We start from the raw sequence: 21,812 nt of genomic DNA on the forward strand, positions 1-21,812 counted from the left end.
CGGCGCAAGATAGGCTGGCAAGGCCGAAGCAGGAACGACAGGCAAGATGGAGCCCCGCACGACATGACCACCCCGATTCGCCGACCGGGGCGCCGCGCGCTCGGCCGGGCGCTGGGCTGCGCGCTGGCCGCCTCGGCGCATGGCGCAGCCGCGCAGCAGCCCTCGTCGCCGGACCCGGCCGCGTCCGAAGCGCGCGCCGCCGCCCGGAGCGAAGCCGCGCCGACGCCGGCCGCAGCCGAGGCGCCCGCCACCCGTCCCCGCGCGGGCGAGACGGCCGCGGACGATGCCGCGGTCAAGGCTCAGGCCGCCCCCGCGCCGCATCAGGCCGATGTCCTGACCGCGCCCGCCCCGGCGCCGCGCCCCGAAGGCGCGCCCGCCGCGCAAGGCGCCGCCGCGCCCGTGGCCGCGCTTGCGCCCGCGCCCCGTCCTGCGCCGGCCGCCGACGGCGCCCCCGCCCCCGCCGCGGCCCAAGCGGCGCGCGCGCCGGCGCCGGCCGAGCGGACCCCGCCCGAATTCCTGGCCTGGCGCGACGGCTTTCGCGCGCGCGCGCTGGCGGCGGGTATCCGCCCCGAGGTCTTCGACCGCGCCTTCGCCGGCGTCGGGGTCAACGCCCGCGTGCTCGAGCTGGACGCCTACCAGCCCGAATTCGTCCGCCCGATCTGGGAGTATCTGGACCGCGCCGTCTCGCCCTCGCGCGTCGAGCGCGGCCGCGCCGAGCTGGCGGCCAAGCGCGCGCTGCTGGACCGCATCGAGGCGCGCTTCGGCGTCGATCGGCAATACGTTCTGGCGATCTGGGGGCTGGAGAGCGCCTTCGGCGTCAACTACGGCGACATCCCCGTGATCGAGAGCCTGGCCACGCTGGCCTGGCACGGGCGCCGGCGCGGCTTCGCCGAAGCGCAGCTGATCGCGGCGCTGCGCATCATCCAGAACGGCGACGTCGCGCCCGAGCGCATGCTGGGCAGCTGGGCCGGCGCGATGGGGCACACGCAGTTCATCCCCACCTCGTTCCTCGACTACGCGGTCGATTTCGACGGCGACGGGCGCCGCGACGTCTGGAGCGCCGACGCCGCCGACGCCCTCGCCTCGACCGCCGCCTATCTGGCGCGCTTCGGCTGGCGCAAGGGCGCGCCCTGGGGGGTCGAGGTGCGCCTGCCCGCCGGGTTCGACTACGCCCTGGCCGACGAGCGCGTGCGCCGCCCCGCCGCCTTCTGGCGCGCGCTGGGCCTGACGCGCGCCGATGGCGGCCCGCTGCCGGACGAGGACGAGGGCGCGGTCGTCCTGCCCGCCGGGGCGCAGGGGCCGGCCTTCCTGACCTATGCGAACTTCCGCGTGTTCAAGCGCTACAACAACGCCACCTCCTACGCGCTGGCGGCGGGGCTGCTGGGCGACCGGATCATGGGGGCGGGGCCGCTCAGCGCCGACTGGCCGCGCGGGCAGACGCCCCTTTCGCGCGCCGAGAAGGTCGAGCTTCAGACCCTGCTCACGCGCATGGGGCACGACACGGGCGGCGCCGACGGCATCATCGGCCCCAACTCGCGCGCCGCGATCCGCGCGTTCCAGAAGCGCAGCGGCATGGTTCCCGACGGCGTCGAGTCGAAGCCCGTTCTCGACGCCGTGCGCCGCGCGGCGGGGGGCTGAGATGGCGCGCTTCGTCCTCGTTCACGGCGCCTTTCACGGCGCATGGTGCTGGCGCTTCGTGGCCGAGATCCTGCGCGCGCGCGGGCACGAGGTCTCGGCCCCGACGCTGACGGGCCTGGGCGAGCGGCGCCATCTGCTGAGCCCCAGGGTCGAGATGCAGACCTTCTGCGCCGACGTGCTCAACCATCTGCGCTACGAGGATGCGCGCGAGGCGGTGCTGGTCGGGCACTCCTTCGCCGGGGCGCCGATCTCGAAGGCGGCCGAGCTTGCGCCCGAGCGCGTCGCGCGGCTGGTCTATCTGGACGCCATGCTGCTCGAGGGCGACGAGACGCCGTTCGACGTCTTCCCCCCCGCCACCCGCGCCACGCGCGAGGCGCTGGCCCATGCGCATGACGGCGGCGTGTCGATCCCGCCGCCCGCGCCCGAAAGCTTCGGCGTCGGCGATCCCGCCCAGGCCGCATGGCTGGCCGAGCGCCTCACGCCCCATCCGCTGGCCACCTACCGGACCGCGGCGCGGCTTGGGCGGCCGCCGGGGGCGGGGTTCGCGAAGGTCTATGTGCATTGCGTCGCGCCCGATTACGCGCCCTTGCGCTGGGCGGCGGCGCGCGCGCGCGAGGCCGGCTGGCCGATTCAGACCCTGGCGGCGGGGCACGACGCGATGGTCACGGCGCCGCAGGCCGTGGCCGATCTTCTGGAACGCGAGGCGGCGGCATGAGCGGCGCGGCCAGGGTGGTGACGCTGGCCCAGCAGAAGGGCGGCAGCGGCAAGACGACGATCGCCGCGCAGCTGGCGGCGCTGTGGACGCGGCGCGGCCTGCGGGTGGCGCTGATCGACCTCGACCCGCAGCGTTCGCTCACGCGCTGGGCCGAGCTGCGCGGCGATCCGGCGCTGACCGCGATCGAGTCGAAGGATTGGCGCGCGGGCGTGGACATCGACCGCGCGCGGCGCGCCGCCGATCGGGTGCTGGCCGACTGCCCCGGCGCGGCCGAGCCGCTGCTGCGCGCCGCGGCGCGGGCGGCCGACCTGGTGCTGACGCCGGTGCAGCCCTCGGCGCCCGACATCTGGGCGCTGGAGCGGACGGTGCGCATGTGCGCGGACGAGGGCGCGCGCGTGCGCGCCGTGCTCAACCGCGTGCCCCCGCGCGGCGGCGCGGTCGAAGAGGCCGCCGCCGCCCTGGCCGAGATGGGCGCGCCCCCGCTGGCCGCGCGGCTGGGCAACCGCGTGGCCTTCGCCGCGGCCTTCGCGCGCGGGCGCGCGGCGTTCGAGACCGCGCCGCGCGCGAAGGCGGCCGAGGAGCTGGCCGCGCTCGAAGCCGAGATCGAGGCGCTGCTGAACGCCCGGCCCTGATCGCTTCGACGCCAGCCTGTTCGACGCCGGCCCGCGGCCCTGGGCGCGGTCGCGCGGCGGGGGCGCGGCCGCCGCCGTTCCGCCTCGCCCGGGCGCGGCGCGCGATCGCCGTGCCATCGGAGCCGGGCGCGGGCCGCCGATGGCGGCGCCCCCGCCGCCCTTCGGCCGACGCCGCCCAGCCCGCGCGCCGCGGGGCCGGTCGCGTCGGCGTCGTCCCGCATGGGGCGCAAGGTCGGGCCCGCGCCTGGCCTTGGCCGGCGCCGGCGGCCCTTTCGGCGTCGCCCGGGCGCGGCGCAACCGTCCCGGTCGCGGGGCAGGCCGTTTTGGCGGCGCCCGCACGCGGCGCAACGTTCGGGCCGCGCCTTGCCCTGGCCGCCGCGGATGCGCGCCGGCCCGCCCGTGCGGTCCGGGGCGCGGCCCGAAGCGCCGATCCGACGCGCCGATCCGATGCGCCGCCCCGCGCCCGCTCCTCGCGCCGCGCGCCCGCGCCGGGGCGGCGGCGTTCGGCCCTGGCGCTCTTGCCTTGGGCGCGGGGGCGGGCGAGATTGCCGCTCGCGCCCTCTGCGCCCCCTTGATCCGACGCGCCGCGGACCGCGCGCGCAGCCCGACGGCCCGAAACGGAGGACCCGCCATGGACGAGCCGCGAAAGGCCGCCCCGCGCGAGCCGGGCGCCGACGCCTACAGCCTGATCCTCGACGCGATCGACCGCGGCGACTACGCGCCCGGCGCGCGGCTGGTCGAGACCGAGCTGGCCGAGCGCTTCGGCGTCTCGCGCACGCCCATCCGCGAGGCGCTGGGCCGGCTCGAGATGCAGGGCCTGGTGGCGCATGACGGGCGGCGGGGCATGGTGGTGGCGTCGCTGGACCACGACCAGCTGGGCGAACTTTACGAGGTGCGCGCCACCGTCGAGGGCCTGGCCGCGCGCCTGGCCGCGCGCCACGCCGCGCCCGAAGAGATGGCGATCCTGCGCGACCTGGTCGAGCAGAGCCGCGGCATGATCGGCGACCCGGCGGCGCTGCGCGACAACAACCGGCGTTTTCACCGCCAGATGCATCGCGCCTCGCACAACCGCTATCTGAACGCCATGCTCGAGGGGATGCGGCGCTCGATGGCGCTGCTGACGCGCGTGTCGCTGTCCGATCCGGGCCGCGGCGCCGAGACGGTGGCCGAGCACGACGCCATCGTGCGCGCCATCGAGGCCCGCGACGAGGACGCCGCCGAGGCCGCCGCGCGCCGCCACGTCTCGAACGCCTACGCCACGCGGCTGCGGCTCGAGGCCATGTCCTGACCTCGGGAGACCCCCCTGGTCGCCCCCCCTCCCGGTCGGCCCTCCGGTCGCCCCCGCCGGGCGCCGTCGCGTCGCGCTTGCGCGCGCGGCGCGTCCGCGCCAATCTCGGCGCATGAGCAAGCTGACCGCAGACCATCCCACCATCGCCGCGGCGCTGGAGATCCTTGCCGCCAAGGATCCCGCCCGCATCCCCGAGATCCTGGCCGAGGACGTCGTGTTCCTGCCGCCCACCTACTGGGCCGAATGGCGCGGCAGGCAGGCGGTCGCGCTGGTGCTGAGCCATGTGATGCAGGTGTTCTCGGACTTCCGCTACCGGCGCGTGATGGGCGCGGGCCGCGACTGGGCGCTGGAGTTCCAGTGCAAGGTCGGCGAGTTCGACGCGGTGGGCGTGGACCTGCTGACGCTGGACGACGAGGGGCGCATCGCGCGCTTCGAAGTGGTCATGCGCCCGCTCAAGACCGTCGCCGCGCTGCGCGAGGCCATGAACGCCCGCGTCGCGCAGGACCCGCGCTTCGCCGGGCTCAAGCCCGCCTGAGGCGCCGCGCTCAGGGCGCGCGGGACAGCTGGCGCGCGCCCTCGGCCAGCGCGATGCCCGCGGCCATGGCCACGTTGAGCGAGCGCCCGCCGCCCGGCATCGGGATGAAGAGCCGCGCATCCGCCGCCTCGTGCAGCTCGGGCGGGGCGCCGGCGCTTTCGCGCCCCACGATCAGCACGTCGCCCGGCGCGAAACGGTGGCTCCAGAGCGGCTGCGCGCCCCGGGTGGTCAGCAGCACCAGCCGCCCGCCGGGGCGATCGGCGGCGAAGGCGCGCCAGCCGTCCCAGCGGCGGATGTCGGCGATGTCGGCATAGTCCAGCGCGCGCTGGCGCACCGCCTTGACCGAGAAGGGAAACCCGCAGGGCTCGATGACGTGGAGGGGCGTGCCGAAGCAGGCCGCCAGGCGAATCATGGCGCCCAGGTTGTGCGCCATGTCGGGCTGGAAGGCCGCAAGGTGCAGGGGCGGGGGCGTGATTCGCGCCGCGTTCATGGGCGGTTTCCCTTTGAAATGACCGGCCTCGGGCCGCTGCGTCGCACTGACCGCTGGACCGGCGCGGCGCGGCGCGCTAAGAGCGCGCGTGTGCATCCGGTCCGCGGCCATGGCGGCGCAGCGGGCCCGTGACGTTTTCGAGCGCCCCGAGGGGCGGACGCAAGGGGGAATGAGGCGTGTCCCACTCAGCTACGGACGAAGAACCGACCCGTCGCGATTTTCTCTACATCGCGACCGGCGCCATGGGCGCCGTCGCCGCCGGCGCCGCCGTGTGGCCTCTGATCGACCAGATGAACCCCAGCGCGGACGTGCTCGCGCTGGCGACGCTCGAGGTTGACGTGAGCGGCGTCGAGCCCGGCACCCAGCTGACCGTCAAGTGGCGCGGCAAGCCGGTCTTCGTGCGCCGCCGCACCGAGGCCGAGATCGAAGCCGCGCGCAACACGCCGCTCTCGGACCTCAAGGACCCGATCGCCCGCAACGCCAACGCGCCCGCAGACGCCCCGGCGACGGACGAGAACCGCGCCCTGGACGAGAGCGGCGAGTGGCTGGCGATGATGGGCGTGTGCACGCATCTGGGCTGCGTGCCGCTGGGCGACGGCGCCGGCGATTTCGGGGGCTGGTTCTGCCCATGCCACGGCTCGCACTACGACACGGCCGGGCGCATCCGCAAGGGCCCCGCGCCGACGAACCTGCCGGTGCCCGAGCTGGCCTTCGACGGCTCGACGATCAAGCTCATCAACGAATACAAGGGGTAAGGTCATGAGCGGCATTCCTCACGAGCCCTACGAGCCGAAGACCGGCTTCGAAAAGTGGCTGCACGCCCGCCTGCCCATCGTGGCGCTGGCCTATGACACCCTGATGATCCCGACGCCCAAGAACCTCAACTGGATGTGGATCTGGGGCATCGTGCTGGCCTTCTGCCTCGTGCTGCAGATCGCCACCGGCGTCGCGCTGGTCATGCACTACACGCCGCATGTGGACCTGGCCTTCGCCTCGGTCGAGCACATCATGCGCGACGTCAACGGCGGCTGGCTGCTGCGCTATGCGCATGCGAACGGCGCCTCGCTGTTCTTCATCGCGGTCTATGCGCACATCTTCCGCGGCCTCTACTACGGCTCCTACAAGGCGCCGCGCGAGGTGACGTGGATCATCGGCATGCTCATCTACCTGGCGATGATGGCCACGGCCTTCATGGGCTACGTGCTGCCCTGGGGGCAGATGTCGTTCTGGGGCGCGACGGTGATCACCAACCTGTTCTCGGCGCTGCCGCTGGTGGGCGATCCGATCGTCACCTGGCTGTGGGGCGGCTTCTCGGTCGACAACCCGACGCTGAACCGCTTCTTCTCGCTGCACTATCTGCTGCCCTTCGTCATCGCGGCGCTGGTGGTGGTGCACATCTGGGCCTTCCACCACACGGGCAACAACAACCCGGCGGGCGTCGAAGTGCGCCGCGGCTCGCTCGAAGAGGCCAAGCGCGACACCGTGCCCTTCTGGCCCTACTACGTCATCAAGGACCTGTTCGCGCTGGCGGTGGTGCTGCTGCTGTTCGTCGCGCTGGTCTTCTTCATGCCCAACTATCTGGGCCACCCCGACAACTACATCGAGGCCAACCCGCTGGCCACGCCCGCGCACATCGTGCCCGAATGGTATTTCCTGCCCTTCTACGCGATCCTGCGCGCCATCACCTTCGACATCCTGTTCATCGACTCGAAGCTGGGCGGCGTGCTGGCCATGTTCGGCGCGATCGTGGTCATGGCGCTGGCGCCGTGGCTCGACACCTCGCGCGTGCGCTCGGGGCGCTACCGGCCGCAGTTCAAGTGGTGGTTCTGGCTGCTGGTCCTGGACTTCCTGGTGCTGATGTGGTGCGGCGCGCAGGCGCCCGAGGGGCTGGTGCCGACCATTTCGCTGCTGGGCACGATCTACTGGTTCGCCTACTTCCTGGTGATCCTGCCGGTGCTGGGCCTGGTCGAGAAGCCCCTGCCGCAGCCCGCCACGGTCGAAGAGGACTTCAACGCGCACATCGCGAAGAAGACCGGCGCGGCCGCCACCCCGGCCGAGTGACCCGGCGAGAAGGAGAAGAAAAGATGCGCATCAGGAACATCCTGCCCGCCTCGCTCGCGCTCGCGCTCGCCGCCGTCGCGGCGCCGGTCTCGCCGGCCGCGGCGGCCGGAGGCGGCGGCCATGTCGAGGACGTGTCGTTCTCGTTCGAGGGGCCGTTCGGCGTCTTCGACAAGGCCCAGCTTCAGCGCGGCCTGCAGGTCTACAACGAGGTCTGCTCGGCCTGTCACGGGCTCAAGTTCGTCGCCTTCCGCACTCTGGGCGACGAGACCGGCCCCGGCTATGACGAAGAGCAGGTCAAGGCCTTCGCCGCGATGTACGAGGTGCCCGACCCCGAAGGCGAGCCCGGCGACACCCGCCCGGGCAAGCCCTTCGACCATTTCCCGGCCAACACCTCGGCCGGGGCGCCCGATCTGAGCCTGATGGCCAAGGCGCGCGCGGGCTTTCACGGCCCGGCGGGGCTGGGCATCAACCAGATCGTCAAGGGCATGGGCGGTCCGGAATACATCTACTCGCTGCTGATTGGTTACACGGGCGAGGAAAAGACCGTCGCCGGCTCGACCCTTTACGAGAACCACGCCTTCCCGGGCGGCTGGATCTCGATGGCGCCGCCGCTCGAGGACGGCCGGGTCGAATATGCCGACGGCACCCCCGCCACCAAGGAGCAGATGGCCAAGGACGTGGCCGCCTTCCTCATGTGGGCGGCCGAGCCCAAGATGGTCGAGCGCAAGCAGGCCGGCGCGCGCAACTTCGCCTTCGTGGTGGTGCTGGCGGTGCTGCTTTACCTGACCAACAAGAAGCTCTGGTCCAAGGTCAAGAAGGGCGGCGGCGTCGCCTGACGACGCGGCGCCCCGAGGCCGAAGCCAAACCCCGCCGGGCCCTCCCGGCGGGGTTTTCGTTCGTCCCGGCGCACGGCCCGAGGCCCGCGCCCTCGTCGCCGAAGCGCGCCGGCGCGCGGCCCCGCCAGGGGCGCGACGGCGGCGGAGGGGGGCGACGAAGGGGCAAGCGGAAAGGGCGCGGGGCGAGCGGGCTTGGGGGCGGGCTTGGGGGAGGGGCGCTCAGTCCTCGCCAAGCCAGGCGCGCAGGGCGGGCGGAGGCGCGCGGAACAGCGCCTCGGCGGGCATGGCGGGGCCGAAGCGGCCCTCGGCGGCGACGGCGGCCAGATCGGCGCGGCGCGCCTCCTCGGGGTCGTGCGTGACCAGGATCACGGTCAGCCCGCGGCGCCGGCGCAGCTCGTCGACCAGGCCCAGCATCTCGCGCCGCATGCCGGGGCCAAGCGCGGCGAAGGGCTCGTCCAGCAGCAGGGCCGGCCGGTCGCGCAGCAGCGCGCGGGCCAGCGCCACGCGCTGGCGCTGGCCGCCCGACAGCTCGGCGGGCAGCCGCTCGCCCAGCCCCTCGAGGCCGACCGCCGCCAGCGCCGCGTCCGCGCGCGCCAGCGCCTCGGGCGGCGGCCGCAGCGCCAGGCTCGCCCCGAGCGCGACATTGGCGCGGGCGGTCAGCTCGGGGAACAGGTTGTGCTCCTGAAACAGCATCGAGACGGGGCGCTCGGCCGGCGGCAGGCGGCTGACGTCGCGCCCGGCCACGCGCACGCGCCCCTCGGCGGGCGCAAAGCCGGCGATGACGTTGAGGATGGTCGACTTGCCCCCTCCCGAGGGACCGATCAGCGCGCACAACGCGCCGGCCGGCACGTGCAGCGCGCCTTCGAGCCGAAAATCCCCCTGGCGCAGGCGGATGTCCTCGAGCGCGATCATGGCCGTCGCCCCCGCCCAAGACGCCATCCGGGTCTCCATCCGAGTCCCCGTCCGCGCCCGCGCCTTCGGGCCGCGCGCGGCGACAGGCTGCGCGCGGCCAGGTCGAAGGCCAGGAACAGCCCGAAGCTGAGCGCCAGAAGCAGCAGCGAGGCTCCGGCCGCCGCATCCCAGCGGTAGCCGGCCATCAGCCGCTGAACCAGCAGCGGCAGGGTCGGCCCGTCGGCCGGCGCGAACAGCGCGATCACCCCCAGATCCCCCGCCGCCAGCGCCGCCGCCAGACCGGCCGCCAACCCCAGCGGCCGGCGCAGGGCGGGCCATGTCGCCGCCCGCAGCCGCGCCAGCCCGCGCAGGCCCAGCTGATCGGCCAGCGGGCCGTATTCGGCGCGCGCGCGCCGCAGGGCCGGCAGGATCAGGCCGAGGGCGAAGGGCAGGGCCATCGCCGCGTTGATGGCCGCCGTGATCGGCAGCGCCAGCGCGAAGGGGTCCGTCAGCGGGCGCAGCGCCAGGAACAGGCCCATGCCCATGACGAAGGGCGGCGCGGCCAGGGCCGACAGGCCCGCCGCCTCGACCGCGCGCGCCGCCCATGGCCGCCGCTCGAGCCGCAGCGCCAGCGTCGCCAGCCCCAGCGCCAGCGCCATGCACAGCGTCGCCGAGCCCAGCGCCACCATCAGCGAGCGCCCCGCCGCCGGCCAGGCCTGCGCCGGCAGCGCCGCCAGTCCCGCCGCGCCGCGCGCCAGCGCCGCGCCCAGCGGCAGCCCCAGAAACAGCCCCGCCGCGATCAGCGCCGCCGCGTCCGTCGCCCGCGCCGCCCGCCCGCGCCCGTCGCGGCGGACGATCCGGGCGCGCAATCCCGGCTCGGGCGGGCGCGCGCGCGACAGCGCCAGCGTCAGGGCCGCCAGCGCCATGCACAGCCCCAGCTGCGCCAGCGCCAGCAGCGCCGCGCGCGCCAGGTCGAAGTCGAAGCGCAGCGCCTGGTAGATCGCCAGCTCGAGCGTGGTCGCGCGCGGCCCGCCCCCCAGCGCCAGCGCCACGGCGAAGCTGGTCACGCAGACCAGGAAGATCAGCGCGAAGGCGCCCGGCGCGCTCTCGCGCAGCATCGGCCAGTCCATGCGCGCGAACAGGGCGCGGCCCTCGAGCCCCAGCTGTTCGGCCAGGCGCCAGCGCTCGGCCGGGATGGCGGCGTAGCCCTGAAGGAAGATGCGCGTCGCCAGCGGCAGGTTGAAGAACACATGCGCCAGCAGCACGCCCGGCAGGCCGTAGATGTCGGGCCTCGGCAGACCCAGCGCCGCCGCCGCGTCGGCGACCAGGCCCGAGCGCCCCCACACCGCCACCACGCCCAGAATGGCGACGATGGTCGGCAGCAGGAAGGGCGCGCCCAGAAGCGCGATCGCCGCGTCCCGCCCCCAGAAGCGCCGCCGCGCCAGCGCCCGCGCCAGCGGAACCGCCGCCGCCGTCGAGATCAGCGCCGACAGCGCCGCCTGGCGCAGCGTGAATTCCAGCGCCCGCGTGTCCGAGGCGCGCCAGGCCGGGGCGCCGCCCTCGAGCGCGCCCCAGCCATGCAGCAACGCCATGCCGGCCGAGCCGAAGGACAGCGCCAGCACCGCCGCCAGCGCCGCCCAGCTCGCCAGCCCCCCCGCCAGCGCCGCCGCGGTGTCAGCGCGAAAGCGCGTCAAGCCATTCGTCCACCGCCGCGTCGCGCAGCGCGCGCGCCTGCTCGGGCGGGAAGAGCAGCGAGCGCGCCGGGCGCGGCAGCGTCTCGAAACCCTGGGGCAGCCCCTGCGCCGGAGCGGCCACGGGATACATCCAGTTGGTCGTGGGAATGATGCTCTGGAACTTGTCCGACAGCATGAAGCGCAGGAAGCGGTCGGCCAGCTCGGGTTGGTCGCTGGCGGCCAGCTTGCCGGCGACCTCGACCTGCATGTAGTGGCCCTCGGGGAAGATGGCGGCCTTCTTCGAGGCGTCGCCCTCGGCGATCAGGTGATAGGCGGGCGAGGTGGTGTAGGACAGCGCCATGTCGGCCTCGCCCTCGAGGAACATGCCATAGGCCTCGGACCAGCCCTTGGTCACCGTGACGATGCGCGGCGCAAGGCGGCGCCAGTAGTCGCCGGCGCGCTCGCCATAGACGTGCTTGACCCACATCAGCAGCCCCAGCCCGGGGGTCGAGCTGCGCGGGTCCTGGATCACGATGCGCAGGTTCTCGGCGTTGGCCAGGGCCTCGAAATCGGCGGGCGGCTCGGGCAGGCGGGTCGAGTCGTAGACGAAGGCGAACCAGCCGTAGTCGTAGGGCAGGAACAGCGGGTCGTCCCAGCCGCCGGGCAGATCGACCTTGGCGGCGATGCCGTGCGGGGCGAACAGCCCGCTCTCGGCGGCCTCGGCCGTCAGGTTGGTGTCGAGCCCCAGCGCCACATCCGCCTCGGTGCGCGCGCCCTCGAGCTTGAGCCGCCCGAGCAGCGCCGCCCCGTCGCCCGCCGCGACGAAGCGCAGGTCGCAGCCGCATTCGGCCTCGAAGGCCTTCTCGACCGCCGGGCCGGGGCCCCAGTCGGACACGAAGCTGTCATAGGCGTAGACGGTCAGCGTCGGGCGCTCTTCCGCCGCCAGGGGCGCGGCGCTCAGCGCGGCGGCCAGGGCGGCGGCCGCGATGGGGGGAAGCTTCATCATTCGTCCTCCTTGCTGCCAGGGGCGCGGAGGCGTGCGCCGGTCAAGCGCCTTCGCCTTTCCTACGCCGGCATGATCCGGGTCAGGTTCAACGGGTCCGCATGTCGCGTCTCAGCCTGCGATGCAGGCGCCCCGAGGCCGCACCATCCTGTAGCGCGCGCCGCGCCGAATGCAAGTGCGCGTCGCGCGCCTTTGGGCTTGGCGTCGCCGCCGCCGACGCGCTAGACGAACGCGGGAAGGAGAACCGCGCATGTCGATCAACAGCTTCGGACGCATGTTCCGCGTCACCACCTGGGGCGAAAGCCACGGCCCGGCGCTGGGCGCCGTCGTGGATGGCTGCCCTCCCGGCGTTCCGCTGGACGAGGCCGCCATCCAGCGCTGGCTCGATCAGCGCAAGCCGGGCCAGAACCGCTTCACCACCCAGCGGCGCGAGCCCGACGCCGTGCGCATCCTGTCGGGCGTGTTCGAGGGGCGCACGACCGGCACGCCCATCCAGCTGATGATCGAGAACGCCGATCAGCGCTCGAAGGACTATTCCGAGATCGCCGACAAGTTCCGCCCCGGCCATGCCGACCTGGCCTATTGGCAGAAATACGGCATCCGCGACCATCGCGGCGGCGGGCGCTCGTCCGCGCGCGAGACGGCGGCGCGCGTGGCGGCGGGGGGCGTGGCGCGCGCGGCGCTGGCCGAGCTGGCGCCGGGCATCGTCATCCGCGGCTGCATGGTGCAGATGGGCAAGCTGCGCATCGACCGCGCCCGTTTCGACTGGGCCGAGGTTGCGCGCAATCCGTTCTGGTCGCCCGACGCCGAGGCCGCCCGCGCCTGGGCCGAGCATCTGGACGCGCTGCGCAAGTCGGGCAACTCGGTGGGCGCGGTGGTCGAGGTCACGGCCTCGGGCGTGCCGGCGGGCCTCGGGGCGCCGATCTACGGCAAGCTCGACGCCGATCTGGCCGCGGCCATGATGTCGATCAACGCCGTCAAGGGGGTCGAGATCGGGGCCGGCATGGCCGCGGCCGAACTGACGGGCGAGGAGAACGCCGACGAGATCTTCATGGGCCAGGGCGGGCCGCGCTATTCCTCGAACCATGCGGGGGGCGTGCTGGGCGGCATCTCGACCGGGCAGGACGTGGTGGTGCGCTTCGCGGTCAAGCCGACCTCGTCCATCCTGCGCCCGCGCGCGACCATCGACAAGACGGGCGCCGAGACCACCATCGTCACCAAGGGCCGGCACGATCCGTGCGTGGGCATCCGCGCCGTGCCGGTGGGCGAGGCGATGATGGCCTGCGTGCTGCTCGACCACATCCTGCTGCATCGCGGCCAGATCGGCGGCGCGGTGGGCGAGACGCGCGGACGCGTGGGGCCATGAGCGCGCCCGCCCCAAAGGCGCTGCTGTTCGACGTGTTCGGCACGCTGACGGACTGGCGCGGCGGCGTGGCGCGCGCCGTGGCCGCGGCCTTCGCGGCCAGGGGCGCGGCGGTGGACGCGCATGCCTTCGCGGACGCCTGGCGGGGCGAATACCAGCCGGCCATGGAGCGGGTGCGCTCGGGCGCGCGCCCCTATGCGCAGCTCGACGAGCTGCACCGCGAGAATCTGGACCGGACGCTGGCGCGCATGGGCTTCGAGGGGCTGTTCGACGAGGACGAGCGCGACGCCCTCGCCCGCGCCTGGGAGCGTCTTCCCCCCTGGCCCGACGCGCCCGGCGCGCTCGAGCGGCTGCGCGCCATCGCGCTGACGGCGGCGTGCTCGAACGGATCGGTGGGGCTGATGGCGCGGCTGGCGCGTCATGCGGGGCTGCGCTGGGATTGCATCCTGGGCGCGGATCTGGCCCGCGACTACAAGCCGCGCGCCGGGGTCTATCTGGCCGCCTGCGCCGCGCTGCGGCTGCGTCCCGAGGAAACGGCCATGGTCGCGTGCCACGACCATGACCTGGCGGCCGCGCGCGCGGCGGGGCTGCGCGCCGCCTGGATCGCCCGCCCGCTCGAGCACGGCCCGGGCCGGCCCGCCCCCGAGCCCGAGCAGGAATGGGACTGGATCGCTTGGGACCTGCACGATCTGGCCGACCAGCTGGGTGCGCCGCGGCCCTGAGCCGGCGCGCGGGCGGCGGCGCCCGCCCGGCGTCGCGATGGCCCCGAGCGGGCGCGGCCTTCGCCGGCCGGCCCCGCGCGAGGCCGGCGCGTTTCGCGGCGCGCCAAACCTCTGCGCCGGGGACCGATTCGCGACAGACCTGGGGGGCCCGGCGCGCGCGCGTCAGCGGCGGGCGAAGGCGGCGGCCAGCTCGACATGGCCCGACCACAGGAACTGGTCGACCGGCTGCACCCATTCGAGCGAGAAGCCGCCATCGATCAGGATGCGCGCGTCGCGCGCGAAGCTGCCCGGATCGCAGCTGACCATGGCGACGCGCCGCAGACCCGAGGCGGCCACCGCCTGGGCCTGCGCCCTTGCGCCCGCGCGCGGCGGGTCGATGACGGCGGCGTCGAAGCGGCGCAGCTCTTCGGGGGTCAGGGGGCGGCGGAACAGGTCGCGCGCCTGCGTCGTCAGCCGCCGCAGCGCCCCGCCAGCCGCGCGCCAGGCCGCGTCCAGCGCCGCCAGCGCGGCGGCGTCGCTTTCCACGGCCAGAACCTCGGCCCGGCGCGACAGGGGCAGGGCGAAGGTGCCGCACCCCGCGAACAGATCGACCACGCGGCGCGCCTCGCCCAGGGCCTCGTCCACCGCCGCGCGCAGCGCCGCCTCGCCCTGCGGCGTCGCCTGCAGAAAGCTCCCCGGCGGGGGCAGGACCGGCAGGCCGTCGAAATCCTGCGCCGGCGGGCGGGCCATGAACAGCGCCTCGCCCTCGTGGCTCAGCCGCGCCCAGCCCTCGCGCGCGGCGATCTCGGCCAGCCGCGCGCGCAGCGGCCCGTCCAGCGGCTTGACCTGGCGCAGATCCACGTCCAGCCCCGCTTCCGAAACCGTGACCGCCAGCTTCGCCTCGCCCTTGCGCGAGGCGACCAGCGGGACCAGCGCGCGCAGCCCCTCGAGCGCGGCGACGATGCGCGGATCGGCCAGCTCGCAGGTTTCGATGGGCACGATGCGGTCCTCGGCGCGGGCGTGAAAGCCCAGCATGACGCTCTTCTTCGTGCGCCGCGCCGACAGCGTCGCGCGCCGGCGCGAGCGCGGCGGCGAGACGATGGTCTCGCGCAGCGCGACGCCGCCGATGCCGCGCGCGGCCAGCGCCTCGCGCACGCGCTCGCGCTTCCACTCGGCCAGAAAGCCGGGCGCGGCGTGCTGCAGCGCGCAGCCCCCGCATTCGCCCGCATGGGGGCAGGGCGGGGCGACGCGGTCGGGCGAGGGCGCGACGATCCGCGGCGCGATCATGCGCCCCTCGATCACCGCGCCGACGACGCGCTCGCCCGGCAGGGCGCCGGGCACGAACACGTCGCCCGCCGCGTTCACGCCGTCGCCGCGATGGCCAAGCCGCGCGACCAGCATCCCTTCGGCTTCTTCGGTCATGGTCGGGGCGTCTCCTTGACGGCGGCGATCAGGTGCTCGACCGCGCCCTCGCCGCCGCGGATGGGGCTGGTCGCCTCGCCCAGCGCGCGCCAGCCCGAGCTGCGCAGGAACTCGCGGATGCGTGCGCGCACGCGCGCATGCACGGCCGGGTCGCGCACCATGCCGCCCTTGCCGACCGCCTCGGGGCCGGCCTCGAACTGCGGCTTGATCAGCGCGACCAGCGTCGCCCCCGGCCGCGCCAGCGCCAGCGCGCAGGGCAGGGCCTTTTCCAGCGAGATGAACGACACGTCGCTGACCACCCAGTCCACCGGCGGCACGAGGCCCGGCGGGATGGCGCGCGCGTTCACGCCCTCGAGGCAGCGCACCCGCGGGTCGGCGCGCAGGCGCGGATGCAGCTGGCCGCGGCCGACGTCCAGCGCATGGACGCGCGCCGCGCCGCGCGCCAGCAGCACCTCGGTGAAGCCGCCGGTCGAGGCGCCGACGTCCAGCGCCTCGCCATGCGGGGTCAGGCCGAAGACGTCGAGCGCATGCACAAGCTTGAGCGCTGCGCGCGAGACCCAGGGGCAGGGATCGGCGGCGACGCGCACCTCGTCCCCGGGGCCGACCTTGCGGGCGGGCTTGCGTTCGGGGCGGCCGTCGACCAGCACCGCGCCGGCCGCGATCAACGCCTGCGCGCGCGCGCGGCTTTGCGCAAGGCCAAGCTCGACGAGGCGCTGGTCAAGGCGCATGGCGCGCGGCTCCTCGGCGCGCGGGGTCAGCGGCCCGCGGCCCGCGCCGCGGCGCGCGCCTCGTCGCCGCGGCCCAGCGCGCCCAGCGCCGCCGACACGATGTGCGGCGCGGTCAGCCCCGCGGCGTCATACATGCGCTCGGGGCTGTCCTGGTCGATGAACCGGTCGGGCAGGGTCAGCGTGCGGATGCGCAGCCCGCGATCCAGCGCGCCCTCGGCCGCCAGCAGGTGCAGGACATGCGCGCCGAAGCCGCCCGTCGCGCCTTCCTCGACGGTGATCAGCGCCGCGTGCTCGCGCGCAAGGCGCAGGATCAGCTCGCGGTCCAGCGGCTTGGCGAAGCGGGCGTCGGCCACGGTGCAGGGCAGGCCCATGGCGTCCAGCTCCTCGGCCGCGCGCAGGCATTCGGCCAGCCGCGCGCCAAGGCTGAGCAGCGCCACGCGCCCGCCCTCCTTGACCACGCGGCCGCGGCCGATCTCGAGCGGGGCGCCGTGCAGCGGCAGCTCGACCCCCACCCCTTCGCCGCGCGGGTAGCGGAAGGCCGAGGGCCGGTCGTCGAGCGCGCGGGCGGTGGCGACCATGTGCACCAGCTCGGCCTCGTCGGCGGCGGCCATGACGACGAAGCCCGGCAGGTTCGACAGGAAGGCCACGTCGAAGGCGCCGGCATGGGTCGGCCCGTCGGCGCCGACCAGCCCCGCGCGGTCGATGGCGAAGCGCACCGGCAGGCGCTGCACGGCCACGTCGTGCACCACCTGGTCGTAGCCGCGCTGCAGGAAGGTCGAGTAGATGGCGCAGAAGGGCCGCATGCCCGCCGCCGCCAGCCCGGCGCAGAAGGTCACGGCGTGCTGCTCGGCGATGCCGACGTCGAAGCAGCGGTCGGGAAAGCGCCCGGCGAACAGGTCCAGCCCCGTGCCGTCGGGCATGGCGGCGGTGACGGCGACGATCTTCGGGTCGCGCTCGGCCTCGTCGATCAGGGCGCGGGCGAAGACCTTGGTGTAGGAGGGCGCGTTCGAGGGCGCCTTCTTCTGCTCGCCGGTCACGACGTCGAACTTGCCGCGCGCATGGCCCTTGTCGGGGGCGTTCTCGGCCGGGGCGAAGCCCTTGCCCTTCTGGGTGACGACATGGATCAGCACCGGCCCGTCCGCGCGCGCGCGCGCGGTGCGCAGCACGGGCAGGAGCTGGCGCAGGTCGTGGCCGTCGAGCGGGCCGATGTAGGAAAAGCCCAGCTCCTCGAACAACGTGCCGCCCACGGCCATGCCCTTGAGCATCTCCTTGGCGCGGCGCGCGCCCTCGCGGAAGGGCTCGGGCAGAAGGCCCACCGCCTGCTTGGCCGCGGCGCGCAGGTCCTGGAAGGGCGCCTCGGCGTAAAGGCGCGACAGATACGAGGACAGCGCGCCCACGGGCGGGGCGATGGACATCTCGTTGTCGTTGAGGATGACGAACAGCCGCTTGCCCAGATGGCCGGCGTTGTTGAGCGCCTCGAACGCCATGCCCGCCGACATGGCGCCGTCGCCGATCACGGCGATGGCGTCGCCCGTGTCGGCGCCCATCTCGCGCGCCATGGCAAAGCCCAGCGCGGCCGAGATCGAGGTCGAGGAATGTCCCGCGCCGAAGGGGTCGTATTCGCTTTCGGCGCGCTTGGTGAAGCCCGACAGCCCGCCGCCCATGCGCAGCGTGCGGATGCGGTCGCGCCGGCCGGTCAGGATCTTGTGCGGGTAGCACTGGTGGCCGACGTCCCAGATCAGCTTGTCGCGCGGGGTGTCGAAGACCGCGTGCAGCGCCACGGTCAGCTCGACCACGCCCAGCCCCGCCCCCAGATGCCCGCCGGTGACCGAGACGGCCGAGATCGTCTCCTGCCGCAGCTCGTGGGCAAGGCGCTCGAGCTCGGCGTCGGTCAGCGACTTGAGGTCGGCGGGCGTGCGCACGCGGTCCAGCAGCGGGGTGTGCGGTCTGTCGTGCGTGTCGGACACGGGTCGGTGCTCCTTCCTGGGCCTGGGCCTGGGCGCGGGCGCTTCCGGCCTGGGCCGCGTCAGCTGCGCCGCTCGACCGCGAAGCGCGCGGCCCCGGCCAGGGGCGCGGCCGCCGCGCCGAAGGGCGCCAGCGCCGCCTCGGCCGCCCGGGCGCGTTCTTCGGCCGCGCGGCGCGCCCCGTCAAGCCCCAGAAGCGAGACGAAGGTGGCCTTGCCCGCGGCGTCGTCCTTGCCCACGCGCTTGCCCATCTGCGCGGCGTCGCCTTCCACGTCCAATATGTCGTCGCGGATCTGAAAGGCCAGCCCGAGCGCGTCGGCATAGGCCGCCAGCGCGCGCGCCGCGTCCGCATCGCCCGCCAGAAGCGCGCCCGAGACGGCCGCGAAGCGGATCAGCGCCCCGGTCTTGAGCGCCTGCAGCCGCGTGATCTCTTCCAGCCCCAGCGGCGCGGGCGCGGTCTGGGCGGCGATGTCCAGCGCCTGCCCGCCCACCATGCCGCGCGCCCCGGCGGCCTGCGCCAGCGCCGCGCACAGCGCCGCGCGCGCCTCGGCGGGGCCGGTCTCGGGGGCGGCGAGGATCTCGAACGCCAGCGCCTGAAGCGCATCGCCCGCCAGAACGGCGGTGGCCTCGTCCCACTTCACATGAACGGTGGGGCGGCCGCGGCGCATGTCGTCGTCATCCATGCAGGGCAGGTCGTCATGCACCAGCGAATAGGCGTGCACGCATTCGACCGCCGCGGCCGCGCGCAGCGCGTCCTGGCGCGGCGCGCCGCACAGCGCCGCCGATTCCAGCGCCAGGAAGGCGCGCAGCCGCTTGCCTCCGCCCAGCGCGGCCCAGCGCATGGCCTCGGCCACCGGGCCTTCGGCGGCGGCGGGCAGGAGCGCGTCGAGCGCGGCCTCGACCTCGGCCGCCGCGGCGCCCAGCCGCCGCGCGAAATCCGCGTCGGCGGCCCGCGGCGCGGCGGAGGCGGGCGCGCCGTTCATTCCAGATCGACCGGCTGGGCCGACACCCCCTCGGGGCCCTCGGTGATCTGCGCCACCTTCAGCTCGGCCTCGCGCAGCTTGTCCTCGCAGCGTTTGCGCAGCTGGGCGCCGCGCTCGTAAAGGGCGATGCTTTCCTCGAGCGGCGCGTCCCCGCCCTCGAGCCGGGCCACCACCTGCTCGAGCTCGCGCATCGCCTCTTCGAAGCTCATCTCGGAAACGGGCTTTTGCGTCATTCGGGTCTCCTTCATCGGGCGCGCTGGACCAGCGCCTGCAGGTGGGCGGCGACGCCCGAAGCCAGGCCCTGAAGATCATAACCGCCTTCCAGAGTCGAGACGATGCGCGCGCCGCAGGCCTCGGCCACGTCGCAGATCTGATGGGTGATCCAGGCAAAGTCGCCCGCCTCGAGCCGCAGGTTGGACAGCGGGTCGCGCACATGCGCATCGAAACCGGCCGAGACGATGATCAGCTCGGGGTGGTGCGAGAGGACCGCCGGCAGCAGCTTCTTCTCCCAGGCGGCGCGGAAGGCCGCGCCGCCGTCGCCCGCGCGCAGCTCGGCGTTGAACACGTTGCCCGCCCCGCGCTCGGTCTCGCGCCCGGTGCCGGGATAGAGCGGCGATTCATGCGACGAGCAGAACACCGCCCGCGGGTCGCGCTCGAGCACGTCCTGCGTGCCGTTGCCGTGATGCACGTCGAAATCCAGCACGGCGACGCGGTGCAGGTGGCGGTTGTCGAGCGCGTGCAGCGCGCCGATGGCCGCGTTCGAGAACAGGCAAAAGCCCATCGCCGCCTCGCGCTCGGCATGATGGCCGGGGGGGCGGCAGGCGACGAAGGCCGCCTTCGCCTGGCCGTCCAGCACCATGTCCACCGCCTGAACGACGCCGCCGGCGGCGTGCTCGGCCGCCTCGAGCGAGCCGGGCGACATGCTGGTGTCGGCGTCCAGCTGCGCCAGGCCCTCGGCCGGGGCCGCCTTGCGCAGGCGTTCGAGATAGGCGGGGCTGTGGGCCAGCAGCAGCTCGTGCTCTTGCGCGCGGCGCGCGGCGACGCGCGGCAGGGACGCGAATTCGGGCTGCGAGAACACGGCCTCGACGGCCTGCAGGCGCTCGGGCCGTTCGGGGTGGCCGGGCGGCGTCAGGTGCCCGGCGCTGGATTCATGGGTGACGAGGGCGACGGTCAAGCGGCGTTCCTTCTTCTGGCGCGGGTTCGCGGCGCCCGCGGGCAAGCTCCACTCTGCCCCGCCGGGCGGCGCGCGCTCAAGCCCCGGCGATCTCGATGTCCAGCCCCAGATCGAGCGTGCCCGCCCCCATGGTCAGCCGCGAGCTCGAGATGAAGTCCACCCCCGCGGCGGCGATGGCCGGCACGGTTTCGAGCGTGACGCCCCCCGAGGCCTCGAGCCGCGCCGGGCGCGGCGCCGCGCGGTTGATGGCGACGGCCTCGCGCAGGGCCTCGAGCGGGAAATTGTCCAGCAGCACCGCCTCGACCTCGGCCTCGAGCGCCTCGCGCAGCTGGGCGAGGGTGTCGACCTCGACCTCGATCGCCATCAGATGCCCCGCATAGGCGCGCGCCGCCGCCACCGCCTGCGCGACCCCGCCCGCGACGGCGATGTGGTTGTCCTTGATGAGGATTGCGTCGTCCAGCCCGAAGCGGTGATTCGCCGCGCCGCCGCAGCGCACGGCGTATTTCTCGAAGGCGCGCAGGCCCGGCGTGGTCTTGCGCGTGTCGCACACCCGCGCCCGCGTTCCCGCCGCCGCGGCGACGAAGCGCGCCGCCTGCGTCGCGATGCCCGAGAGGTGACACATGAAGTTCAGCGCCACCCGCTCGCCCGCCAGGATGGCGCGCGCCGAGCCCTCGACGCGCAGCGCCGCCTGCCCGGGGGCCAGCGCGTCGCCGTCGCGCGCCAGCGGCTCGACGCGCAGCCCGGCGCGCTGCATCTCGAAGGCGGCGCGGGCGAAATCGACGCCGCACAGCCGCCCCGCCTCGCGCGCGACGATGGCGGCGCGCGCCTGCGCATCGGGCGCGACGACGGCGCAGCTGGTCACGTCGCCCGCGCGGCCCAGATCCTCGCGCAGGGCGGCGGCGACGGCGTCCTCGACCAGGATCGCGGGCAGGGTCGCGGGGTAGGGCGTGCGGGTCATGCCGGGCCTCCTTGTGGGGTCTGGGCGCACCATGTCGCCGGCCGGTCCCCGGCGCAAGGGGGCGGCGCGCGGCGCTTGGGACCTTTGGCCTGATGCGCGAAGGCGACGCCCGCCGACGGATGCGCCCGCGCGCGCGCCGCGCGCTTTGCCGCGCGCCGTTCATGGGTTATTCAAGAGATCCGCGCATGTTCGCGCGGATGCGTTGCGTATGTGGAAATGGCCGGGGGCTCCGGCCGGATCGAGAGAGTAGGCGTGTGAGACTCGTAACCCGAACGCTGTTCGCCGAACCGCTGACCGCGCGCGCCTTCGCGCCGTTCGGTCATGTCATCGAACCCGACCCTTCGGCGGCCGAGCGCGCCGACGAAGGCCATGCCGAGCGCTTCCGAACCGCGCCGCCGCTGCCGCTGGCCGGCGCCGCGCCGTCGGTGACGCTGCACCGCGCCCGCCGCCGTCCGCTGATCGCGCAATGGCTTCAGCGCCACCCCGCGGGGGCCGAGGCCTGCATCCCTCTGGGCGGGGCCGAGTGGCTTGTTCTGGTTGCCGAGGATGCCGAGGGGCTGCCCGGCATGGGCCGGATGCGCCTGTTCCGTTGCCGCGGCGATCAGGGGGTGCAGTTCGGCCGCGGCGTCTGGCGCCATCCGCCCATCGCCCTGGCACGCGAGCAGGATTTCCTGATCGTCGAGCCCGACCCCGCCGCCGCCGCGCCCGAGCTGGCCGACCTGCCCGAAATCGTCGCCCTGGCGCCCTGACCCCGCCC

The 21,812-nt window shown here is 74.7% G+C and carries 22 protein-coding genes and 1 riboswitch; of the genes, 11 read left to right on the forward strand and 11 right to left on the reverse strand.

The window, feature by feature from the left end; all coding sequences use genetic code 11:
- Positions 1-63: 63 nt before the first annotated feature.
- The 5 genes from LY05_RS08720 to LY05_RS08740 all read left to right on the forward strand — a co-directional run bounded on the left by LY05_RS08720 (position 64) and on the right by LY05_RS08740 (position 4,808).
- Complete coding sequence (locus tag LY05_RS08720) at positions 64-1,638, forward strand: lytic murein transglycosylase (protein WP_148922874.1); 1,575 nt, start codon at positions 64-66, stop codon at positions 1,636-1,638.
- A 1-nt stretch (position 1,639) separates the two neighbouring features.
- Positions 1,640-2,353, forward strand: a complete 714-nt coding sequence (locus tag LY05_RS08725; protein ID WP_148922875.1) for an alpha/beta hydrolase family protein — start codon at positions 1,640-1,642, stop codon at positions 2,351-2,353.
- Positions 2,350-2,985, forward strand: coding sequence for a ParA family partition ATPase (parA, locus tag LY05_RS08730; RefSeq protein ID WP_072747308.1), 636 nt, complete (start codon positions 2,350-2,352; stop codon positions 2,983-2,985). Before LY05_RS08725 ends, parA begins: the two co-directional genes overlap by 4 nt.
- A gap of 631 nt (positions 2,986-3,616) precedes the next feature.
- Positions 3,617-4,273, forward strand: a complete 657-nt coding sequence (locus tag LY05_RS08735) for a GntR family transcriptional regulator (RefSeq protein WP_072747309.1) — start codon at positions 3,617-3,619, stop codon at positions 4,271-4,273.
- A 112-nt stretch (positions 4,274-4,385) separates the two neighbouring features.
- Positions 4,386-4,808 carry a nuclear transport factor 2 family protein gene (locus LY05_RS08740; protein WP_148922876.1) on the forward strand — a complete coding sequence of 141 codons (423 nt, stop codon included), beginning with the start codon at positions 4,386-4,388 and terminating at the stop codon, positions 4,806-4,808.
- Positions 4,809-4,818: 10 nt separating this feature from the next.
- Here LY05_RS08740 and LY05_RS08745 read toward each other — a convergent pair whose 3' ends face one another.
- A complete protein-coding gene (locus LY05_RS08745; protein WP_245728503.1) occupies positions 4,819-5,298 on the reverse strand; it encodes a tRNA (cytidine(34)-2'-O)-methyltransferase in 480 nt (159 codons plus the stop codon).
- A gap of 176 nt (positions 5,299-5,474) precedes the next feature.
- On the opposite strand from LY05_RS08745, the gene petA reads away from it, so the two are divergent.
- Genes petA through LY05_RS08760 form a run of 3 tightly spaced genes read left to right on the forward strand, consistent with a single transcriptional unit; the run spans position 5,475 to position 8,195 of the window.
- A complete protein-coding gene (petA, locus tag LY05_RS08750; protein ID WP_072747311.1) occupies positions 5,475-6,053 on the forward strand; it encodes a ubiquinol-cytochrome c reductase iron-sulfur subunit in 579 nt (192 codons plus the stop codon).
- Between the two features lie 4 nt (positions 6,054-6,057).
- Positions 6,058-7,359 carry a cytochrome b gene (locus tag LY05_RS08755; protein ID WP_148922877.1) on the forward strand — a complete coding sequence of 434 codons (1,302 nt, stop codon included), beginning with the start codon at positions 6,058-6,060 and terminating at the stop codon, positions 7,357-7,359.
- A 23-nt stretch (positions 7,360-7,382) separates the two neighbouring features.
- Entirely contained in the window at positions 7,383-8,195 is an 813-nt protein-coding gene (locus LY05_RS08760; protein ID WP_148922878.1) for a cytochrome c1, read from the forward strand.
- A gap of 219 nt (positions 8,196-8,414) precedes the next feature.
- Here the strand turns inward: LY05_RS08760 and LY05_RS08765 are convergent, their stop codons facing one another.
- From LY05_RS08765 to thiB, 3 genes are read right to left on the reverse strand one after another with little or no spacing between them, the layout of a single operon-like run.
- Positions 8,415-9,107, reverse strand: a complete 693-nt coding sequence (locus tag LY05_RS08765; RefSeq protein ID WP_148922978.1) for a thiamine ABC transporter ATP-binding protein — start codon at positions 9,105-9,107, stop codon at positions 8,415-8,417.
- Positions 9,104-10,780: an ABC transporter permease family protein gene (locus LY05_RS08770; RefSeq protein WP_249041913.1), complete on the reverse strand. Its 1,677-nt coding sequence runs from the start codon at positions 10,778-10,780 to the stop codon at positions 9,104-9,106. The genes LY05_RS08765 and LY05_RS08770 overlap by 4 nt, the downstream gene beginning before the upstream one ends.
- Entirely contained in the window at positions 10,761-11,762 is a 1,002-nt protein-coding gene (gene thiB / locus LY05_RS08775; protein ID WP_148922979.1) for a thiamine ABC transporter substrate binding subunit, read from the reverse strand. Before thiB ends, LY05_RS08770 begins: the two co-directional genes overlap by 20 nt.
- 42 nt (positions 11,763-11,804) lie before the next feature.
- Positions 11,805-11,907, reverse strand: a riboswitch (TPP riboswitch).
- A gap of 105 nt (positions 11,908-12,012) precedes the next feature.
- Here thiB and aroC point away from each other — a divergent pair.
- On the forward strand, positions 12,013-13,128 hold the full coding sequence (gene aroC / locus LY05_RS08780) for a chorismate synthase (RefSeq protein WP_072747315.1): 1,116 nt from the start codon (positions 12,013-12,015) through the stop codon (positions 13,126-13,128).
- A complete protein-coding gene (locus tag LY05_RS08785; RefSeq protein ID WP_148922879.1) occupies positions 13,125-13,847 on the forward strand; it encodes a haloacid dehalogenase type II in 723 nt (240 codons plus the stop codon). The genes aroC and LY05_RS08785 overlap by 4 nt, the downstream gene beginning before the upstream one ends.
- A 162-nt stretch (positions 13,848-14,009) precedes the next feature.
- On the opposite strand, the gene LY05_RS08790 is transcribed toward LY05_RS08785, so the two are convergent.
- From LY05_RS08790 to nadC, 7 genes are all read right to left on the reverse strand, one after another.
- The gene (locus LY05_RS08790; RefSeq protein ID WP_428842397.1) at positions 14,010-15,248 is read right to left on the reverse strand and encodes a class I SAM-dependent RNA methyltransferase; all 1,239 of its coding nucleotides are present in this window, start codon (positions 15,246-15,248) and stop codon (positions 14,010-14,012) included.
- The gene (locus LY05_RS08795; protein ID WP_072747317.1) at positions 15,245-15,976 is read right to left on the reverse strand and encodes a TlyA family RNA methyltransferase; all 732 of its coding nucleotides are present in this window, start codon (positions 15,974-15,976) and stop codon (positions 15,245-15,247) included. The genes LY05_RS08790 and LY05_RS08795 overlap by 4 nt, the downstream gene beginning before the upstream one ends.
- Positions 15,977-16,002: 26 nt before the next feature.
- Entirely contained in the window at positions 16,003-17,943 is a 1,941-nt protein-coding gene (dxs, locus tag LY05_RS08800; RefSeq protein WP_148922880.1) for a 1-deoxy-D-xylulose-5-phosphate synthase, read from the reverse strand.
- Between the two features lie 59 nt (positions 17,944-18,002).
- Positions 18,003-18,923 carry a polyprenyl synthetase family protein gene (locus tag LY05_RS08805; RefSeq protein WP_148922881.1) on the reverse strand — a complete coding sequence of 307 codons (921 nt, stop codon included), beginning with the start codon at positions 18,921-18,923 and terminating at the stop codon, positions 18,003-18,005.
- Complete coding sequence (locus tag LY05_RS08810) at positions 18,920-19,156, reverse strand: exodeoxyribonuclease VII small subunit (protein ID WP_072747320.1); 237 nt, start codon at positions 19,154-19,156, stop codon at positions 18,920-18,922. The genes LY05_RS08805 and LY05_RS08810 overlap by 4 nt, the downstream gene beginning before the upstream one ends.
- A gap of 11 nt (positions 19,157-19,167) precedes the next feature.
- Positions 19,168-20,097 (reverse strand): histone deacetylase family protein, encoded by a 930-nt coding sequence (locus LY05_RS08815; protein ID WP_148922882.1) that lies wholly within the window; start codon positions 20,095-20,097, stop codon positions 19,168-19,170.
- Between the two features lie 76 nt (positions 20,098-20,173).
- Positions 20,174-21,055 (reverse strand): carboxylating nicotinate-nucleotide diphosphorylase, encoded by an 882-nt coding sequence (gene nadC / locus LY05_RS08820; RefSeq protein ID WP_072747322.1) that lies wholly within the window; start codon positions 21,053-21,055, stop codon positions 20,174-20,176.
- 254 nt (positions 21,056-21,309) lie between these two features.
- On the opposite strand from nadC, the gene LY05_RS08825 reads away from it, so the two are divergent.
- On the forward strand, positions 21,310-21,804 hold the full coding sequence (locus LY05_RS08825) for an ureidoglycolate lyase (RefSeq protein WP_170258913.1): 495 nt from the start codon (positions 21,310-21,312) through the stop codon (positions 21,802-21,804).
- Positions 21,805-21,812: the final 8 nt, after the last annotated feature.

Source organism: Oceanicella actignis, assembly GCF_008124525.1.
GTDB classification, from domain to species: Bacteria; Pseudomonadota; Alphaproteobacteria; order Rhodobacterales; family Rhodobacteraceae; genus Oceanicella; species Oceanicella actignis.